13 protein-coding genes and 1 pseudogene are annotated in these 15,270 nt (G+C 35.2%); 10 read left to right on the forward strand and 4 right to left on the reverse strand.

Features of this window, described 5'->3' with window-relative positions:
- The first annotated feature begins 1 nt into the window (after position 1).
- From rpsK to ctlX, 9 genes are all read left to right on the forward strand, one after another.
- Positions 2-424 (forward strand): 30S ribosomal protein S11, encoded by a 423-nt coding sequence (gene rpsK, locus ACIGAM_RS10890; protein WP_035899755.1) that lies wholly within the window; start codon positions 2-4, stop codon positions 422-424.
- A 91-nt stretch (positions 425-515) separates the two neighbouring features.
- Positions 516-1,121: a 30S ribosomal protein S4 gene (gene rpsD, locus ACIGAM_RS10895; RefSeq protein ID WP_396511466.1), complete on the forward strand. Its 606-nt coding sequence runs from the start codon at positions 516-518 to the stop codon at positions 1,119-1,121.
- 26 nt (positions 1,122-1,147) lie between these two features.
- Positions 1,148-2,140 carry a DNA-directed RNA polymerase subunit alpha gene (locus tag ACIGAM_RS10900; RefSeq protein ID WP_028376328.1) on the forward strand — a complete coding sequence of 331 codons (993 nt, stop codon included), beginning with the start codon at positions 1,148-1,150 and terminating at the stop codon, positions 2,138-2,140.
- A 63-nt stretch (positions 2,141-2,203) separates the two neighbouring features.
- Positions 2,204-2,701, forward strand: a complete 498-nt coding sequence (gene rplQ, locus ACIGAM_RS10905) for a 50S ribosomal protein L17 (protein WP_396511467.1) — start codon at positions 2,204-2,206, stop codon at positions 2,699-2,701.
- Positions 2,702-2,809: 108 nt separating this feature from the next.
- Positions 2,810-3,922 (forward strand): glutamine-hydrolyzing carbamoyl-phosphate synthase small subunit, encoded by a 1,113-nt coding sequence (gene carA / locus ACIGAM_RS10910; protein ID WP_396511468.1) that lies wholly within the window; start codon positions 2,810-2,812, stop codon positions 3,920-3,922.
- A gap of 211 nt (positions 3,923-4,133) precedes the next feature.
- Positions 4,134-5,423, forward strand: coding sequence for a phosphopyruvate hydratase (eno, locus tag ACIGAM_RS10915; protein WP_396511469.1), 1,290 nt, complete (start codon positions 4,134-4,136; stop codon positions 5,421-5,423).
- Positions 5,424-5,703: 280 nt separating this feature from the next.
- Complete coding sequence (locus ACIGAM_RS10920; RefSeq protein WP_396511470.1) at positions 5,704-6,990, forward strand: citrate synthase; 1,287 nt, start codon at positions 5,704-5,706, stop codon at positions 6,988-6,990.
- An 86-nt stretch (positions 6,991-7,076) separates the two neighbouring features.
- Positions 7,077-7,991 (forward strand): dimethylarginine dimethylaminohydrolase family protein, encoded by a 915-nt coding sequence (locus ACIGAM_RS10925; protein ID WP_396511471.1) that lies wholly within the window; start codon positions 7,077-7,079, stop codon positions 7,989-7,991.
- A gap of 67 nt (positions 7,992-8,058) precedes the next feature.
- Positions 8,059-8,991, forward strand: a complete 933-nt coding sequence (gene ctlX, locus ACIGAM_RS10930) for a citrulline utilization hydrolase CtlX (RefSeq protein WP_396511472.1) — start codon at positions 8,059-8,061, stop codon at positions 8,989-8,991.
- A gap of 2 nt (positions 8,992-8,993) precedes the next feature.
- Here ctlX and ACIGAM_RS10935 read toward each other — a convergent pair whose 3' ends face one another.
- From ACIGAM_RS10935 to ACIGAM_RS10945, 3 genes are all read right to left on the reverse strand, one after another.
- A complete protein-coding gene (locus ACIGAM_RS10935) occupies positions 8,994-10,538 on the reverse strand; it encodes a BCCT family transporter (protein WP_396511641.1) in 1,545 nt (514 codons plus the stop codon).
- Positions 10,510-11,946 carry an SDR family oxidoreductase gene (locus ACIGAM_RS10940; RefSeq protein ID WP_396511473.1) on the reverse strand — a complete coding sequence of 479 codons (1,437 nt, stop codon included), beginning with the start codon at positions 11,944-11,946 and terminating at the stop codon, positions 10,510-10,512. Before ACIGAM_RS10940 ends, ACIGAM_RS10935 begins: the two co-directional genes overlap by 29 nt.
- A gap of 61 nt (positions 11,947-12,007) precedes the next feature.
- A complete protein-coding gene (locus ACIGAM_RS10945; RefSeq protein ID WP_396511474.1) occupies positions 12,008-12,439 on the reverse strand; it encodes a hypothetical protein in 432 nt (143 codons plus the stop codon).
- Between the two features lie 148 nt (positions 12,440-12,587).
- Here ACIGAM_RS10945 and argS point away from each other — a divergent pair, with 148 nt between their 5' ends.
- Positions 12,588-14,363: an arginine--tRNA ligase gene (gene argS / locus ACIGAM_RS10950; protein ID WP_396511475.1), complete on the forward strand. Its 1,776-nt coding sequence runs from the start codon at positions 12,588-12,590 to the stop codon at positions 14,361-14,363.
- A 90-nt stretch (positions 14,364-14,453) separates the two neighbouring features.
- Here argS and ACIGAM_RS10955 read toward each other — a convergent pair.
- Positions 14,454-15,175 (reverse strand): annotated as a pseudogene (locus ACIGAM_RS10955) (bacteriorhodopsin-like).
- Positions 15,176-15,270: the final 95 nt, after the last annotated feature.

Below are 15,270 nucleotides of genomic sequence, written 5' to 3' on the forward strand. Positions count from 1 at the left end.
AATGGCAAAGCAAAACACTAAAGGTGGAGGAAAAGGCGCAAAAGCTACTAAAGGTACAAAAAAGCGCAAGGTAATTGTTGAGTCGATAGGTGAAGCACACATTTCAGCATCGTTCAATAATATCTTAATTTCTTTGACAAATAAAAAAGGTGATGTTGTTTCTTGGTCTTCAGCCGGTAAAATGGGCTTTAGAGGTTCTAAGAAAAACACCCCTTATGCAGCACAATTAGCTGCTGAGGATGCGAGTAAAGTAGCTCACGAAGCTGGTTTACGCAAAGTTAAAGTTTATGTGAAAGGGCCAGGTAATGGTCGTGAATCTGCTATACGTTCTATCCACAATAGTGGTATCGAGGTTACAGAGATCGTAGACGTTACACCATTACCACATAATGGATGTCGCCCTCCTAAGCGTAGAAGAGTTTAATTATTTATTTATTTTATATCAATCGAGGATCAACGATTTTGCGGAGGACTAGACCTTAATTCCTTAATCACCTCACAAATTATTTATTAGAATGGCAAGATATACCGGTCCTAAAACTAAGATCGCTCGTAAATTTGGCGAAGCAATTTTTGGAGATGACAAATCTTTTGAAAAAAGGAATTACCCTCCAGGTCAACACGGAAACAACAGACGCCGTGGTAAAAAGTCTGAATATGCAATACAACTTCAAGAGAAGCAAAAAGCAAAATATACTTACGGTATTTTAGAAAACCAATTCCGTAATATGTTTGAAAAAGCAACTCGTTCTACTGGTATTACCGGGGTTGTGTTATTACAATTATGTGAATCTCGTTTAGACAACGTAGTTTATAGATTGGGAATAGCTCCTTCTAGAAGAGCTGCACGTCAATTTGTTTCACACAGACATATTACTGTTAATGGGGAATTAGTAAATATTCCTTCTTACCAAGTAAAAGCTGGTGATACTATTGCTGTACGTGAGAAGTCAAAATCTTTGACAGCTATACAGGATTCTCTTTCTAATGCAAGCCATGTGTATGAGTGGATGACTTGGAATAACGACACTAAACAAGGTACATTCGTTTCGGTTCCTGAACGCATTCAGATACCAGAAAATATCAACGAGCAATTCATCGTTGAATTGTACTCTAAATAATAATAACAACTCTTAGAAAACATAATATGGCATTACTAAATTTCCAGAAGCCCGATAAAGTCATAATGATAGACTCTACCGACTTTGAAGGTAAGTTTGAATTCAGACCTTTAGAGCCAGGTTACGGTTTGACTGTTGGTAACGCGCTGCGTAGAGTATTACTTTCTTCACTAGAAGGTTTTGCTATTACATCTGTACGCGTAGAGGGTGTAGATCATGAGTTTTCAACTATTGCGGGAGTTGTAGAAGACTTTACTGAAATCATTCTTAATCTTAAGCAAGTTCGTTTTAAAAGACAAATTGATGAGATAGACAATGAGACTGTAACAATCTCTGTTTCTGATAAAGAACAGTTAACTGCAGGAGATTTCCAGAAATTTATTTCTGGATTTCAAATTCTTAATCCAGAATTGGTAATCTGCAATATGGAGAAGAAAGTTAACATCAACATGGAAATCACGGTAGAAAAAGGTCGTGGTTATGTTCCTGCTGAAGAGAATAAAAAACAAAACGCTCCTATAGGAACTATTTTTACAGATTCAATCTATACTCCAATTAAAAATGTAAAGTATAGTATTGAAAACTTTCGTGTTGAGCAGAAGACTGATTATGAGAAATTAGTTTTTGAGATCATCACAGACGGTTCTATTCATCCTAAAGAGGCATTAACTGAAGCTGCAAAAACATTGATTCACCATTTCATGCTATTTTCTGATGAGCGCATCACCCTTGAGGCAGATGAGATTGCTCAAACTGAAACATATGATGAAGAGTCATTGCATATGCGTCAATTGCTTAAAACTAAGTTAGTAGATATGGATTTATCTGTACGTGCTCTAAACTGTTTAAAAGCTGCTGAAGTTGAAACTCTTGGAGACTTAGTTTCTTATAATAAGAATGATCTTATGAAGTTCCGTAACTTCGGTAAAAAATCACTTACAGAGCTTGAAGAGCTTGTTAATGTAAAGGGTTTAAATTTCGGAATGGATCTTTCAAAGTACAAATTAGATAAAGACTAGTAACGCTACATAATTTGCTCCCCAAAATGGGTAGAGCAAGATGTTAGCTTAAATTAAAATGTCATGAGACACGGAAAAAAAATAAATCATTTAGGACGCCAGACCGCTCATAGAAAATCTATGTTAGCAAACATGGCTTGTTCTCTAATTGAGCATAAGCGTATCAATACTACAGTTGCCAAAGCAAAAGCTTTAAAGCAATTTGTAGAACCTATTGTTACAAAATCTAAAGTAGATACTACACATAATCGTCGTATTGTAATGAGCAAACTGCGTCAGAAAGATGCAGTTTCAGAATTATTTAGAGATGTTGCTGTAAAAGTAGGAGATCGTCCAGGTGGTTACACACGTATTATCAAACTTGGTAATCGTTTAGGGGATAATGCTGATATGGCAATGATTGAGCTTGTTGATTACAATGAGATTTACAACTTAGGTAAAACTAAGAAGAAGTCTACGCGTAGAGCTGGTAAGAAAGTTGCAAGTACAGAAGCTGATGCTCCTGCTGCTAAGAAAGAAGCTCCTAAAAAAGAGACTAAAGGTTCTGATGAAGAAGAATAAAAATTTCTTTAATATCGAATAAATTTTAAAAAGGATAAGCCGTTTAGGTTTATCCTTTTTTTTATAATTATTTTTGCCGTAATCCAATAAGTATTTTAAAAGAACAACATGAAGTATCAAACCAATCGTAAAGCATTAATTCTACTCGCTGACGGAACAATTTTTTATGGAAAAGCTGTAGGAAACAAGGAAGGTACAGCCTTTGGAGAAGTTTGTTTTAATACCGGTATGACCGGATATCAGGAGATTTTCACAGATCCGTCCTATTTTGGTCAGTTAATGGTTACTACAAATGCTCACATAGGGAACTATGGCGGCAATAATGATGAGACTGAATCTGGTTCAGTTAAGATTTCTGGATTGATCTGTCGTAATTTTAGTTACAATTATTCACGTACTCGTGTTGATGAGTCTTTACAATCGTTTCTTGATAAGAATAATCTTTTTGCTATTTCTGATGTAGATACACGGGCGTTAGTTTCCTACATAAGAGATAATGGAGCTATGAATGCTGTTATATCTACTGATGTTAATAATCTAGAGGGGCTTAAAAAACAATTAGCAAACGTACCAGATATGAATGGTCTGGAGTTGGCATCTAAAGTATCAACTAAAGAAGCCTATTTCTTTGGCGATGAGAAGGCGTCTTACAAAGTTGCTGCACTTGACCTGGGAATAAAAAAGAATATTTTGCGAAATATGGCCTCACGTGATATATATATTAAAGTTTTTCCTTACGACACTACATTTGAAGAAATGGAAAGTTGGAATCCTGATGGGTATTTTTTATCTAACGGTCCTGGAGATCCAGATCCTTTAAAGCAAGTTATAGAAACAACTAAGAATATTTTAGCTGCAGATAAGCCGCTTTTTGGTATTTGTTTAGGGCATCAGATAATTGCTCTCGCAAATGGCATAAGTACATTTAAAATGCACCATGGGCATAGGGGGATAAATCATCCTGTAATGAATCATGTTTCTGGTAAAGGAGAAGTCACTTCTCAAAATCACGGGTTTTCTGTAAACTACGATGAAGCTAAATCAAATTCAAATTTAGAAGTTACCCATCAACATTTAAATGACAATACGGTAATGGGATTAAGGATGAAAGATAAAGCGTGTTTTTCAGTTCAATACCATCCTGAAGCAGGCCCTGGTCCTAACGATGCAACTTATTTATTTGATGAGTTTATAGGATTAATGAAAAAGAAAACTGCGTAAGTAAATATATTAGATAAAATCACTATTCTATAAATTTGTAGAAATGTGATAAAAACCGTCATTTTGTAACAGGTTTTATAAGTTTTTTTTAACTGAGGATATAGTTTTAAATTATTATTAAATTAAAGCTAAACCATCTATAAAGGTTTATAAATACTGGCTTATTCAGTATATTGCGCATACTAAAATAACTAATCAATTTTAAAATAATATGAGTATAATTATCAATATCCACGCACGTCAAATCTTAGATTCCCGAGGAAATCCTACAGTAGAAGTAGATGTTTTAACCGAAAATGGTGTTTTAGGTAGAGCAGCAGTTCCTTCAGGAGCTTCTACAGGTGAGCATGAGGCTGTTGAGCTTCGTGACGGTGGTAAAGATTATATGGGAAAGGGCGTTTTAAAAGCTATTGATAACGTTAATACAATTATTGCTCAGGAACTTTTAGGAGTTTCTGTATTTGAACAAAATCTTATAGATCAAACAATGATTGATCTTGATGGTACAGCTAACAAATCAAAATTAGGAGCTAATGCGATTCTTGGAGTTTCACTTGCAGCAGCTAAAGCAGCCGCAAATGAATTAAATATGCCACTTTATCGTTATGTAGGAGGTGTTAGTGCAAACACACTTCCTGTACCAATGATGAATATTATAAATGGGGGATCTCACAGTGATGCTCCTATTGCTTTTCAGGAATTTATGGTTATGCCTGTTAAGGCTGAAAGCTTTACTCATGCGATGAAAATGGGTACGGAGATTTTTCATAATTTGAAGAAAGTATTACACGATCGCGGTCTAAGCACGGCTGTAGGAGATGAAGGAGGTTTTGCACCAACATTAGATGGTACTGAAGATGCGATTGAAAGTATTCAAAAAGCTGTAGAGAATGCAGGTTACAAATTTGGAGATGAAGTAATGATTGCTTTAGATTGTGCAGCAGCAGAATTCTACGTTAATGGAAAATACGACTATACTAAATTTGAAGGTGATAAAGGTGTTATTCGCTCTAGTGAAGAGCAAGCAACTTATCTGGCAGAACTAGCATCTAAATATCCTATTATCTCAATAGAAGACGGTATGGATGAGAATGACTGGGATGGATGGAAATCTTTAACTGAAAAGATAGGTGAAAAAGTACAACTAGTAGGAGATGATTTATTTGTTACTAATGTTGAGCGCCTTTCTAAAGGAATAGATAATGGGATAGCAAACTCAATTCTTATAAAAGTAAACCAGATTGGTACTTTAACTGAAACGATTGCCGCTGTAAATATGGCTCATAACGCAGGTTATACATCTGTTATGTCTCACCGTTCTGGTGAAACTGAAGATACAACTATCGCAGATCTTGCAGTTGCACTTAATACAGGTCAAATTAAAACCGGTTCTGCATCTCGTAGTGATCGTATGGCAAAATACAATCAGTTACTTCGTATAGAAGAAGAATTAGGCTCTGTTGCTTATTTTCCTAAAATGAATGCTTTTAAAATTAAGTAGTTTACTTAATTTGAATACTATAAAAAACACCCATACGGGTGTTTTTTTTGTTTTATAGTATTTTTTTCATCTCCAGATTTTTTAAATTATAGTCACGCAGTTCTCCATTTTTGTATTAAAAACCCCTCTGATTTTATATTGTTGTCAAGATCATTAGGATGTCAAATTATTTTTGTTTTTTTTAACCTCGTGAGCTCCCTATTTGCTTTAGTAATCTCTGTTAATTTTGTATTTTAGCAACACTTGAATTTTTTGATAATCAGCTAAAACATATAACATAATGGCAGATAATGCTACGTTGACAATTGAGGGTAAATCCTATGAATTTCCTGTAATAACAGGTACTGAAAATGAGAATGCAATCGATATAGCTACTCTAAGAGCTGTAACTGGTGGTTATACTACGATTGATCCCGGTTATAAAAATACAGGTAGTTGCGAGAGTGCAATTACTTTTTTAAATGGAGAAGAAGGAATTTTACGTTACAGAGGCTATTCTATAGAGGAACTTGCTGAGAAAGCTTCTTTTTTAGAAGTAGTTTACCTTTTAATTTTTGGAGAATTACCTACTGAAAAAGAGCTTGATAAATTTCATAAAGATATTAAAGAAGAAAATCACGTAGATGAAGATATTAAGAAAATTTTGAATGGTTTTCCTAAATCTGCTCATCCTATGGGTGTTTTAGCATCATTAACTTCTGCATTGACAGCATTTAATCCGGGAGCGGTTAATGTTGATTCTGAAGAAGACATGTATAAAGCTATAGTTAAATTGCTGGGTAAATTTCCAGTTTTAGTAGCTTGGACAATGCGTACTAAAATGAGTAAGCCTTTAGACTACGGTGATGATAGTTTAGGATATGTAGAAAACTTACATAAAATGATGTTTTCTAAACCGAATAGCGAATACAAGGTAGATCCTGCAATTATAGAGGCTATTGATAAGCTACTTATTCTACACGCAGATCACGAGCAAAACTGTTCTACTTCTACTGTACGTATAGTAGGTTCTTCACACGCAGGATTATTTGCTTCTATTTCAGCAGGTATTTCAGCACTGTGGGGTCCACTGCATGGAGGAGCAAACCAAGCGGTTATTGAAATGCTTGAAGCTATTAAGGCAGATGGTGGCGACACTAAAAAATATATGCAAAAAGCTAAAGATAAAGAAGATCCTTTTCGTCTTATGGGCTTTGGACATAGAGTTTACAAGAACTTTGATCCTAGAGCAAAAATTATTAAAAAGGCTGCAGATGATGTACTTGAGCAGTTGGGTATAAATGATGAAGTATTAACAATAGCTAAAGGCCTTGAGAAAGAAGCTTTAGAAGATGATTATTTTGTAAAGCGTAAGCTATACCCTAACGTAGACTTCTATTCAGGGATAATTTATCGAGCTTTGGGTATTCCGGTAGAAATGTTTACGGTTATGTTTGCAATGGGTCGCGTACCAGGTTGGATTGCACAGTGGAGAGAAATGCGTTTACGCAAGGAGCCTATAGGAAGACCTCGTCAGGTTTACATCGGAGAGACATTAAGATCATTTAAACCTATGGAAGAGCGCTAGAATCTTTCGGTTATTATTTTAAAGCGGGTTTTTGATCAATCGTCAGAGACCCGCTTTTGTTTATATATTTCTGATAATTAATATTTATGATAAAGCTCAATATAAATGACGAAACCTCCCGCCTTCGTTCTGTAATATTAGGAACTGCAAAAAGCAACGGCGGTGTACCCGCTCTTGAAGATGCATACGATCCTAAATCTATGTTGTACATAAAAGCAAATTCCTATCCACGAGAGGAGGATATGGTAAATGAAATAGAAGCTGTAGAAGAAGTTTTTAATAAATATGGAGTACAGGTTTTTAGACCAAAATTAATAGAAGATTACAATCAAATATTTACAAGAGATATAGGTTTTGTAATTGATGATATATTTATTAAAGCAAATATTTTACCAGATAGAGAACAGGAGATTGAAGCTATTGAACACATTTTGGCTCAGATAGATTCCGATAAAATTATTAGATTTCCTGAAGAGGCTCATATTGAAGGAGGTGATGTAATGCCTGTGGGAGATTACATTTTAGTGGGAGTTTACAGAGAGGAAGATTATTCAGATTATATTATTGCGCGTACAAATATGCTAGCAGTAGAATTTCTACAAAAAACATTTCCGGAGAAAAAGGTTATGTCTTTCAATCTTAGAAAATCTAACGTAAATCCTTATGAAAATGCCCTTCATTTAGACTGCTGTTTTCAACCTGTGGGAGAAAAGTATGCAATTTTACATAAAAATGGTTTTCTAATAGAGGAAGAATATGAGTGGTTATTAAATCATTTTGGTAAAGAAAATGTCTTTGAGATTGATTCAGATGAAATGTTTAGTATGAATTCTAATATTTTTTCTATTTCTCAAAACGTAGTTATATCTGAACGAAATTTCACCAGATTAAACACGTGGCTTCGTAGCAAAGGAATTACCGTAGAAGAAGTGCCTTATGCAGAAATATCGAAGCAAGAAGGACTTCTAAGATGTAGTACATTACCTTTGATTAGAGAATAGAATACTCTTAGGAAAATCGTGTGCACAATCAAAATAGGTATTCTACATTTGTTAGAAAATTTCCCCTATGAAACAAGTTACTAATACCGTATTAATGGTGCGTCCTGTTGCATTTAGAATGAATGAACAAACAGCCGTTAATAATTACTTTCAAGAAGAGTTAGCTCTTAAAAATGAAGAAATAAACAAGAAGGCACAAACAGAGTTTGATCAATTCGTTACAAAATTAACAAGTGCAGGTATTACAGTACTTGTATTAAATGATGATAAAACACTAGACACTCCAGATTCTATATTCCCAAATAATTGGGTGAGTACCCATGAGAATGGTAACGTTGCAATATACCCAATGTATGCAGAAAATAGAAGAAGAGAGCGTCGTGAGGAATTTTTTGAGCTGTTAGAGGATTCAGGTTTTGAGATTAACAATATTGTAGATTATACAGAAGCAGAAGAGGAAGGTATTTTCTTAGAAGGCACAGGAAGTATCATTTTAGACCGTGTAAATGAGAAGGCATATTGTGCACTTTCTGCACGTGCAGACGAAGATTTGTTTATAGAATTCTGTGAAGAGTTTGAGTATCTTCCTGTTATTTTTACAGCGTATCAATCTGTTGATGGTAAACGTCTGCCTATTTATCATACAAACGTGATGATGTGTGTAGCAGAAGAATTTTGTGTGATTTGTTTAGACTGTATAGATGATAAAAAAGAGCGAAAATTTGTATTAAATCAGCTAAAGGAAGCTGGTAAAGAAATAATTTCCATATCTGAGAAACAAATGCATCAATTTGCTGGTAATATGCTTCAAGTTGCTAATGCTGAAGGTAAAAAATATCTGGTAATGAGCTCGAGTGCGCATCAATCTTTAAATAAAGGCCAGATAGAAAATATTTCTAAATATTGCGAGATTCTTAGCAGTGATTTAGAGACTATTGAAACGTGTGGTGGAGGTAGTGCCCGTTGCATGATGGCCGAAGTTTTTCTTCCCAAAAAATAAGTCTACTTTTTCCAGTGGTTAAGGTTTATCAACCATTTTATTGCCATTAACACCATAAATAAACTTAGAGGTAGTGATGTAATTATGAGCAACTTTTGAGCGGCTATTAATACATCACTCCCTTTACGTGCAAATCCTAACATAACAAGACCTACTGCACTCATAGTTAATATAATACTCCATAAAATTCGGTGTCTTTTTGAAGGTTCTTTTGTTGCAGTAGATGTAAATGTACTTAATACATATATTGCAGAATCTAATGAAGTAACTAAAAACCCTATAAGTAATAGCACAACTACGCTATTAAGAGCAACTTGAAGCGGATAATTAGATAGAAATACAAAAAGCGACGTAAATACATTATCAAATTCTCCTGAGTAGGTTTGCCAACTTGCTATAAGTTCAAATGCTGACTGCCCAAAAACAGTAAACCACAAAAATGTTCCTAAAGAGGGAAGAAGTAGTACTCCTATTATTATTTCTCTAATGGTTCTTCCGCGACTAATACGAGCGATAAAAATACCTGTAAACGGTGCCCAGGCTATCCAGAATGCCCAGTAGTAATAAGTCCAATCGGTTAGAAATTGTGTTCCGGGATTGTAGTTGCCCAGCGCAAGGCTCATAGGTATAAAGTCTATAATATAATGATAAAACGATATTGAAAATTGCTTTAATACACCTATCACATCGCTTTGAATTAAGACAAAGAGAAGTAATGTGAGGGTGAGGTAAATATTTACAGTAGATAAACGTTTAATTCCTTTTTCAACACCACTTAATGCTGAGATTAAGGAGAGACCACCCACTAATAAAATTAGTGCAATAATGTAATTTGAATTTAATGTGACTCCTATTAAATGGTCTAAGCCGCCCTTGATTTGGCTAGCACCTAAGCCAACCGCCGCAACAAGACCAAATACTGTGGTTAATAACGTTAAAAGATCAATTAAAAATCTTCCCGAAAATTTTGATCTAGGCTCTTTATTTTCTAATGTATTATATACTGTACTGCTGGTTAAGACAGGTCTGTTATATTTAAAAACAGCTGTGCCTATGGCCAAAGCAAAAAGTGCGTAAAATGCCCAGGCTGTAAATCCCCATTGGTAAAATGTATATTCAAGAGCAATTGTTTCTTTAGATGTTTTAGTACTTACAGGTGTATTTAATAACATATAAACCGGTTCTTGTACGGCTCGCAATAAAATACCGGCTCCCATTCCTGCGCTGTAGAGCATCGAGACCCAGGCCATTCTTGAAAATGCAGGTTTTTCGTTAGGTTTTCCTAGTTTATAAGTTCCCCATTTAGAAATTGCAACAGCGATTAATATAAGAACACAGCATAAGCCAAGAATTAAATAAAATTGACCAAAGTAGTTGCGTACTAATAGCGATATATTCTCAATGGCGTTATAACTTTCTTCTGTAAATGCATAAAAGAAAACACATACAATTAGTAGAACTACAATTGATGTATTAAGCAGTAGCGTATCCTTAAAATTTTTTACGGGTCTGATGTTCTTATTTTTTAGGATTATATTTTGCGATATTTCGTATCATACCATCAAATATGAAATAGTGAAACGGTAACATGCTAAACCAGTATAATCTGCCCCAAAGACCGCGAGGTCTAAAGGTAGCTGTTTGATGCAATACGTTATTATCATCTATCTCCCAATCTAGCCAGGCTTCTCCAGGCACTTTCATTTCTGCAAACAGTAATAACCGCTTTTCTTTTTTATCAGCTAATAGTACTCTCCAGAAATCAAGAGAATCTCCCTCATAAAGTTCGTGAGAATGTGTGCGTCCTCTTCTAAGTCCCACCCCGCCAAAAATTTTATCTACAAAGCCGCGTATTTTCCACAGTTTATTTGCATAATACCACCCTCGATTACCACCTATAGACCATATATTTTCAAGTGCCTGGTCAGGATTTTTTAATTGTATTTTTTGACGATCTTTTAAACAACCAAATTCAGGAACTTTAATATACTCACTTACATCTTTCCTAAATCTTCCACTAACCATAGAATCTTTCCAGCTTGAGACAACTTGATTTTGTTCTATTTTTTCAAAAGCCAACTTTATAGCTTCTGTATAGGTGAGCGGTTTTATATTAAGTATTTCTTGTAACCGTGTGTCTCTGGTGATTACTTCTACGCGCATACTGTCAACTAGATTTAGAGCCAGCTTGTAACTTGTTGAAGTAACAAAATATAGCCAATAGGAAGATATTTTAGGGCTCATTACTGGGACATTGATAATCGTAAGTGATAAGCCTCGTGTTTTAGCGTAGAGCAGCATCATCTCTTTGTAAGAAAGAACATCTGGGCCACCTATGTCAAAAGATTCATTATAGCATTTATCATTGCCTAAAACACCAGATAAAAACTGCAATACATTACGTATAGCAATAGGCTGGCAACGGGTTGTGACCCATTTAGGTGTAATCATCACAGGTAGTTTTTCACATAAATCACGAATAATCTCAAACGACGAACTTCCTGATCCTACTATTATAGCAGCTCTTAAAACGGTTAGATTGAAATCGCCTTTATACAGCGTGTCTTCAACTTGTTTACGGGATCTTAGATGCTTGCTTAAGTTTTCTTCATTAACAATACCGCTTAGATATATTACTTGTTTACAGTCTGTATTTGCAAGGTGTTTATTAAAGTTCTGTGCAGACCGCTCTTCTTTTTCATCAAAATCTGAAGTCGAAGAAGTCATAGAGTGAATAAGATAATAAGCTGCATCTAAATCTTTAGGAAGCTTATTTAAGTTTGGCTCTTCGAGAAAATCTATTTCTACAATTGCAATTCGTTCGCGAGTACGAGCATTTACAGAGAGCCGGTTTTTGTCTCTAACAGCACAAATAATTTCGTGCCCTTGCTCAAGCAACATAGGCAGCAAACGCATCCCAATATAGCCATTAGCGCCTGTGAGTAAAATTTTCATAAAGCATTTTTATAAAGATAGGTATTACTAAAACTATTTACGGTACTATTAGGTGCTCAAACTACATACCTTCGGGAAGTTCTGGTAAATTTTCTGCTTTATAATCCATTATTTTTTTGATAAAACTGTGGGTAGTTTTGTCTTTCGCTTTGGCACGTATTTTTATAAAATAATTATCTCTGTAAATACTATATTCTTCAGCTTTGCCTTTATATACTGAGAGTTTGTAATACGGTATAATTAGAGCATACGATTCTAACAATGATCTAAAACCCACGATAATGCCATTTGGCCGCATTTCTATATTGCACGTATCAACATAGCTGTCAAGAATGAGCAGGTTATGAATCTCAATACTTGTACTTGTTATAAATAACTTTGAAGAGCCAATGCCGCGCATTTTTATACGTTCACGCAGTGTAAATGGTGCACCTACCTCAGCATTAATTTTTCGTTTTATTTCCGGGTTATTGTAAGAAACATTCAGTAACATTTTTTCTTTTAAAGATACGAGTTTGTGTAGAAATTCTATTTAGCAATCCCCAAATAGAATTAAAATAGAGACTATATAGTAGGCTGTAGGCTTTTCGCTTTGCTGAAGCCTGCTTTTGCTTATCTTTGCGGCTTCAGAAAAAATACTCATGAATTTACCCGAAAAAATAAGTCAAGCCGTTAAAGATGCGGTACAAAACCTTTTTAATGCAGAATTAAACGAAGTAGAACTACAACCTACACGCAAGGATTTTGAAGGTGACTTAACAGTTGTGGTATTTCCAATTCTGCGTGTTGCTAAAGGAAACCCTGCGGTTATTGGCGAGCAAATAGGTGTCTATGTAAAGGAGAATCTCACCGAAATTTCTGATTTTAATGTGGTTAAAGGTTTTCTGAATCTGGTTATAGCAGACAGTTATTATCTAGAGTTTTTTGAGCTGATACGTTCTATAGAAAACTACGGACATAAATCTGCAGAAGGTAAGGCTGTTATGGTAGAATACTCTTCACCAAATACGAATAAACCGTTGCATTTAGGTCACGTACGTAATAATCTGCTAGGGTATTCTGTTGCGGAAATTATAAAAGCCTCCGGTAAAAAAATCTATAAAACACAAATTATAAATGACCGTGGGATTCATATTTGTAAAAGTATGCTTGCCTGGAAAAAATTCGGTCAAGGTGAAACTCCAGAATCTACAGGTTTAAAAGGAGACAAACTGGTAGGTAATTACTATGTGAAGTTTGATAAGGCTTATAAAGAAGAGCAATCTTATTTAGTAGCTCAAGGAAAAACAAAAGAGGAGGCAGAGAAACAAGCTCCTTTAATTCTTGAAGCGCAAGATATGTTGCGCAAATGGGAAGCAGGAGATACAGAGGTAGTCTCGCTTTGGGAAATGATGAATGGTTGGGTTTATGCAGGTTTTGAAGAAACGTATAAAAACTTGGGTGTAGATTTTGACAGTTATTATTATGAAAGCAATACGTATCTATTAGGTAAAGATAATATTGAAGAAGGCCTGAGAAACGGGGTTTTTTATAGAAAAGCAGATGGCTCAGTCTGGTGCGATTTAACAGCAGACGGTCTTGATGAAAAAATAGTTTTGCGTAGCGATGGTACTGCGGTATATATGACGCAAGATATAGGTACAGCAATACAACGTGTAAAAGATCACAACGATGTAGGCGGAATGATTTATACGGTAGGGAATGAGCAGGATTATCATTTTAAAGTCTTGTTTTTAATTCTGAAAAAACTAGGATACGACTGGGCAAAAAACCTGTATCATTTAAGCTATGGAATGGTAGACTTACCTAGCGGAAAAATGAAAAGCCGCGAAGGTACTGTTGTTGATGCAGATGATCTTATTACCGAAATGGCAAACACAGCAGGTAATATTGCTGAAGAATTAGGGAAGCTTGATGGCTATAGCGATGCAGAGAAGCAGGATTTGTATAAGATGATAGGGCTGGGTGCATTAAAATATTATATTCTTAAAGTAGATCCTAAAAAACGTATACTTTTTAACCCGGAAGAGTCTGTAGATTTTCAAGGAAATACTGGGCCATTTATTCAGTATACTTATGCGCGTATTCAGTCTATTTTGAGAAAGGCAGTAGATAATGGGGTGCCGGTAAAAGCAGAACATAAAAACCTACATCCTAAAGAAAAAGAATTGATAAAGCAAATCGCTTTATATCCTGAAACCATACAATTAGCAGCAGAAAATCACAGTCCGGCTTTAATCGCTAATTACACCTATGATTTAGTTAAAGAGTTTAATTCTTTTTACCAACAAGTTTCGATTTTAGGAGCAGATACAGATGAAGAAAAAAGTTTCCGCGTTGCGCTTTCTAAAAAAGTAAGTGAAGTGATAGCAGCAGCTTTCGGCTTATTAGGAATAGAGGTTCCTGAGCGTATGTAGATTCTAAAATAATGTTTAAAATATAAAAAGCGGAACTTATTTAAAAGTTCCGCTTTCAGAATAAGCCTTTTTATTACTAACTAAAATCGCTTAAACAGTTTTCTTATTTTCGGTAGACATTATAGCGAGGTTATATACAACCAGGCCAACCCCGATTTTATTAATCGCGTCACCTATATTATAAATAACATCCATACTAAGACCGTCAAACCAGCCGCTGTAAAACCCGGGAGTTCCTGCCATGTATCCCAAAGGATAAATTGCCCAGCCTACCAAAACAAACCAACATAAGGTCTTGTGTGCTTTTAAAACGTGCCCACCGCCACTAGTTGCTAGTTTTTTAGCACTTCCCAGCCAGATATCGTATACGATTACAAAGTAAGCGATACCCGAAATTAAGCCCCAAATTTGTGCCTGATCACGATAAATAGTTTCCCCAATGTAACCTGTAACCAGCATTACAACAGAAAGGAAAATAAGGCGCCACATTAAAGAGCGTTTTGCACCCGCAACTCTTAAAATTAGATAAAATTCAACACACATTAAAGGTACGGTAAGAACCCAGTCTACATATCTAAAGAAGGTAGGTGATTCTGAATAATCTTCCCAGTAACCTCTCATGTAGAAGTAATGAACTGCAGCAATAAAGGTGATTAGCCCTGAGACCAGAATAGAAGTTTTCCATTTACGATCAAAATCATTCATAGATAAGAAGATAACGCAGAGGCTGCCATCATAGCCATGCTTCCCACAAAGAATGTGAAGCCAACGTAATCGTCTGTTGCCATTTGTGCAATTGCACTAAAAGTCATAGTAAAAGTTTTTATAGCAATATTTTTTTTGTTTAACTAAATTTACAAGTCTTTAAACAAAATAAATACGATTTTGATGTATTTTATTTGTTATA

It is taken from the genome of Leeuwenhoekiella sp. NPDC079379 (genome assembly GCF_044542075.1).
Lineage (GTDB): Bacteria > Bacteroidota > Bacteroidia > Flavobacteriales > Flavobacteriaceae > Leeuwenhoekiella.

Excerpts from the sequence above, each read along its gene's own strand:
- rpsK (WP_035899755.1), top strand. The coding sequence starts at position 2 with ATGGCAAAGCAAAACACTAAAGGTGGAGGAAAAGGCGCAAAAGCTACT.
- rpsD (WP_396511466.1), top strand. The coding sequence starts at position 516 with ATGGCAAGATATACCGGTCCTAAAACTAAGATCGCTCGTAAATTTGGC.
- ACIGAM_RS10900 (WP_028376328.1), top strand. The coding sequence starts at position 1,148 with ATGGCATTACTAAATTTCCAGAAGCCCGATAAAGTCATAATGATAGAC.
- rplQ (WP_396511467.1), top strand. The coding sequence starts at position 2,204 with ATGAGACACGGAAAAAAAATAAATCATTTAGGACGCCAGACCGCTCAT.
- carA (WP_396511468.1), top strand. The coding sequence starts at position 2,810 with ATGAAGTATCAAACCAATCGTAAAGCATTAATTCTACTCGCTGACGGA.
- eno (WP_396511469.1), top strand. The coding sequence starts at position 4,134 with ATGAGTATAATTATCAATATCCACGCACGTCAAATCTTAGATTCCCGA.
- ACIGAM_RS10920 (WP_396511470.1), top strand. The coding sequence starts at position 5,704 with ATGGCAGATAATGCTACGTTGACAATTGAGGGTAAATCCTATGAATTT.
- ACIGAM_RS10925 (WP_396511471.1), top strand. The coding sequence starts at position 7,077 with ATGATAAAGCTCAATATAAATGACGAAACCTCCCGCCTTCGTTCTGTA.
- ctlX (WP_396511472.1), top strand. The coding sequence starts at position 8,059 with ATGAAACAAGTTACTAATACCGTATTAATGGTGCGTCCTGTTGCATTT.
- ACIGAM_RS10940 (WP_396511473.1), bottom strand. The coding sequence starts at position 11,946 with ATGAAAATTTTACTCACAGGCGCTAATGGCTATATTGGGATGCGTTTG.
- ACIGAM_RS10945 (WP_396511474.1), bottom strand. The coding sequence starts at position 12,439 with ATGTTACTGAATGTTTCTTACAATAACCCGGAAATAAAACGAAAAATT.
- argS (WP_396511475.1), top strand. The coding sequence starts at position 12,588 with ATGAATTTACCCGAAAAAATAAGTCAAGCCGTTAAAGATGCGGTACAA.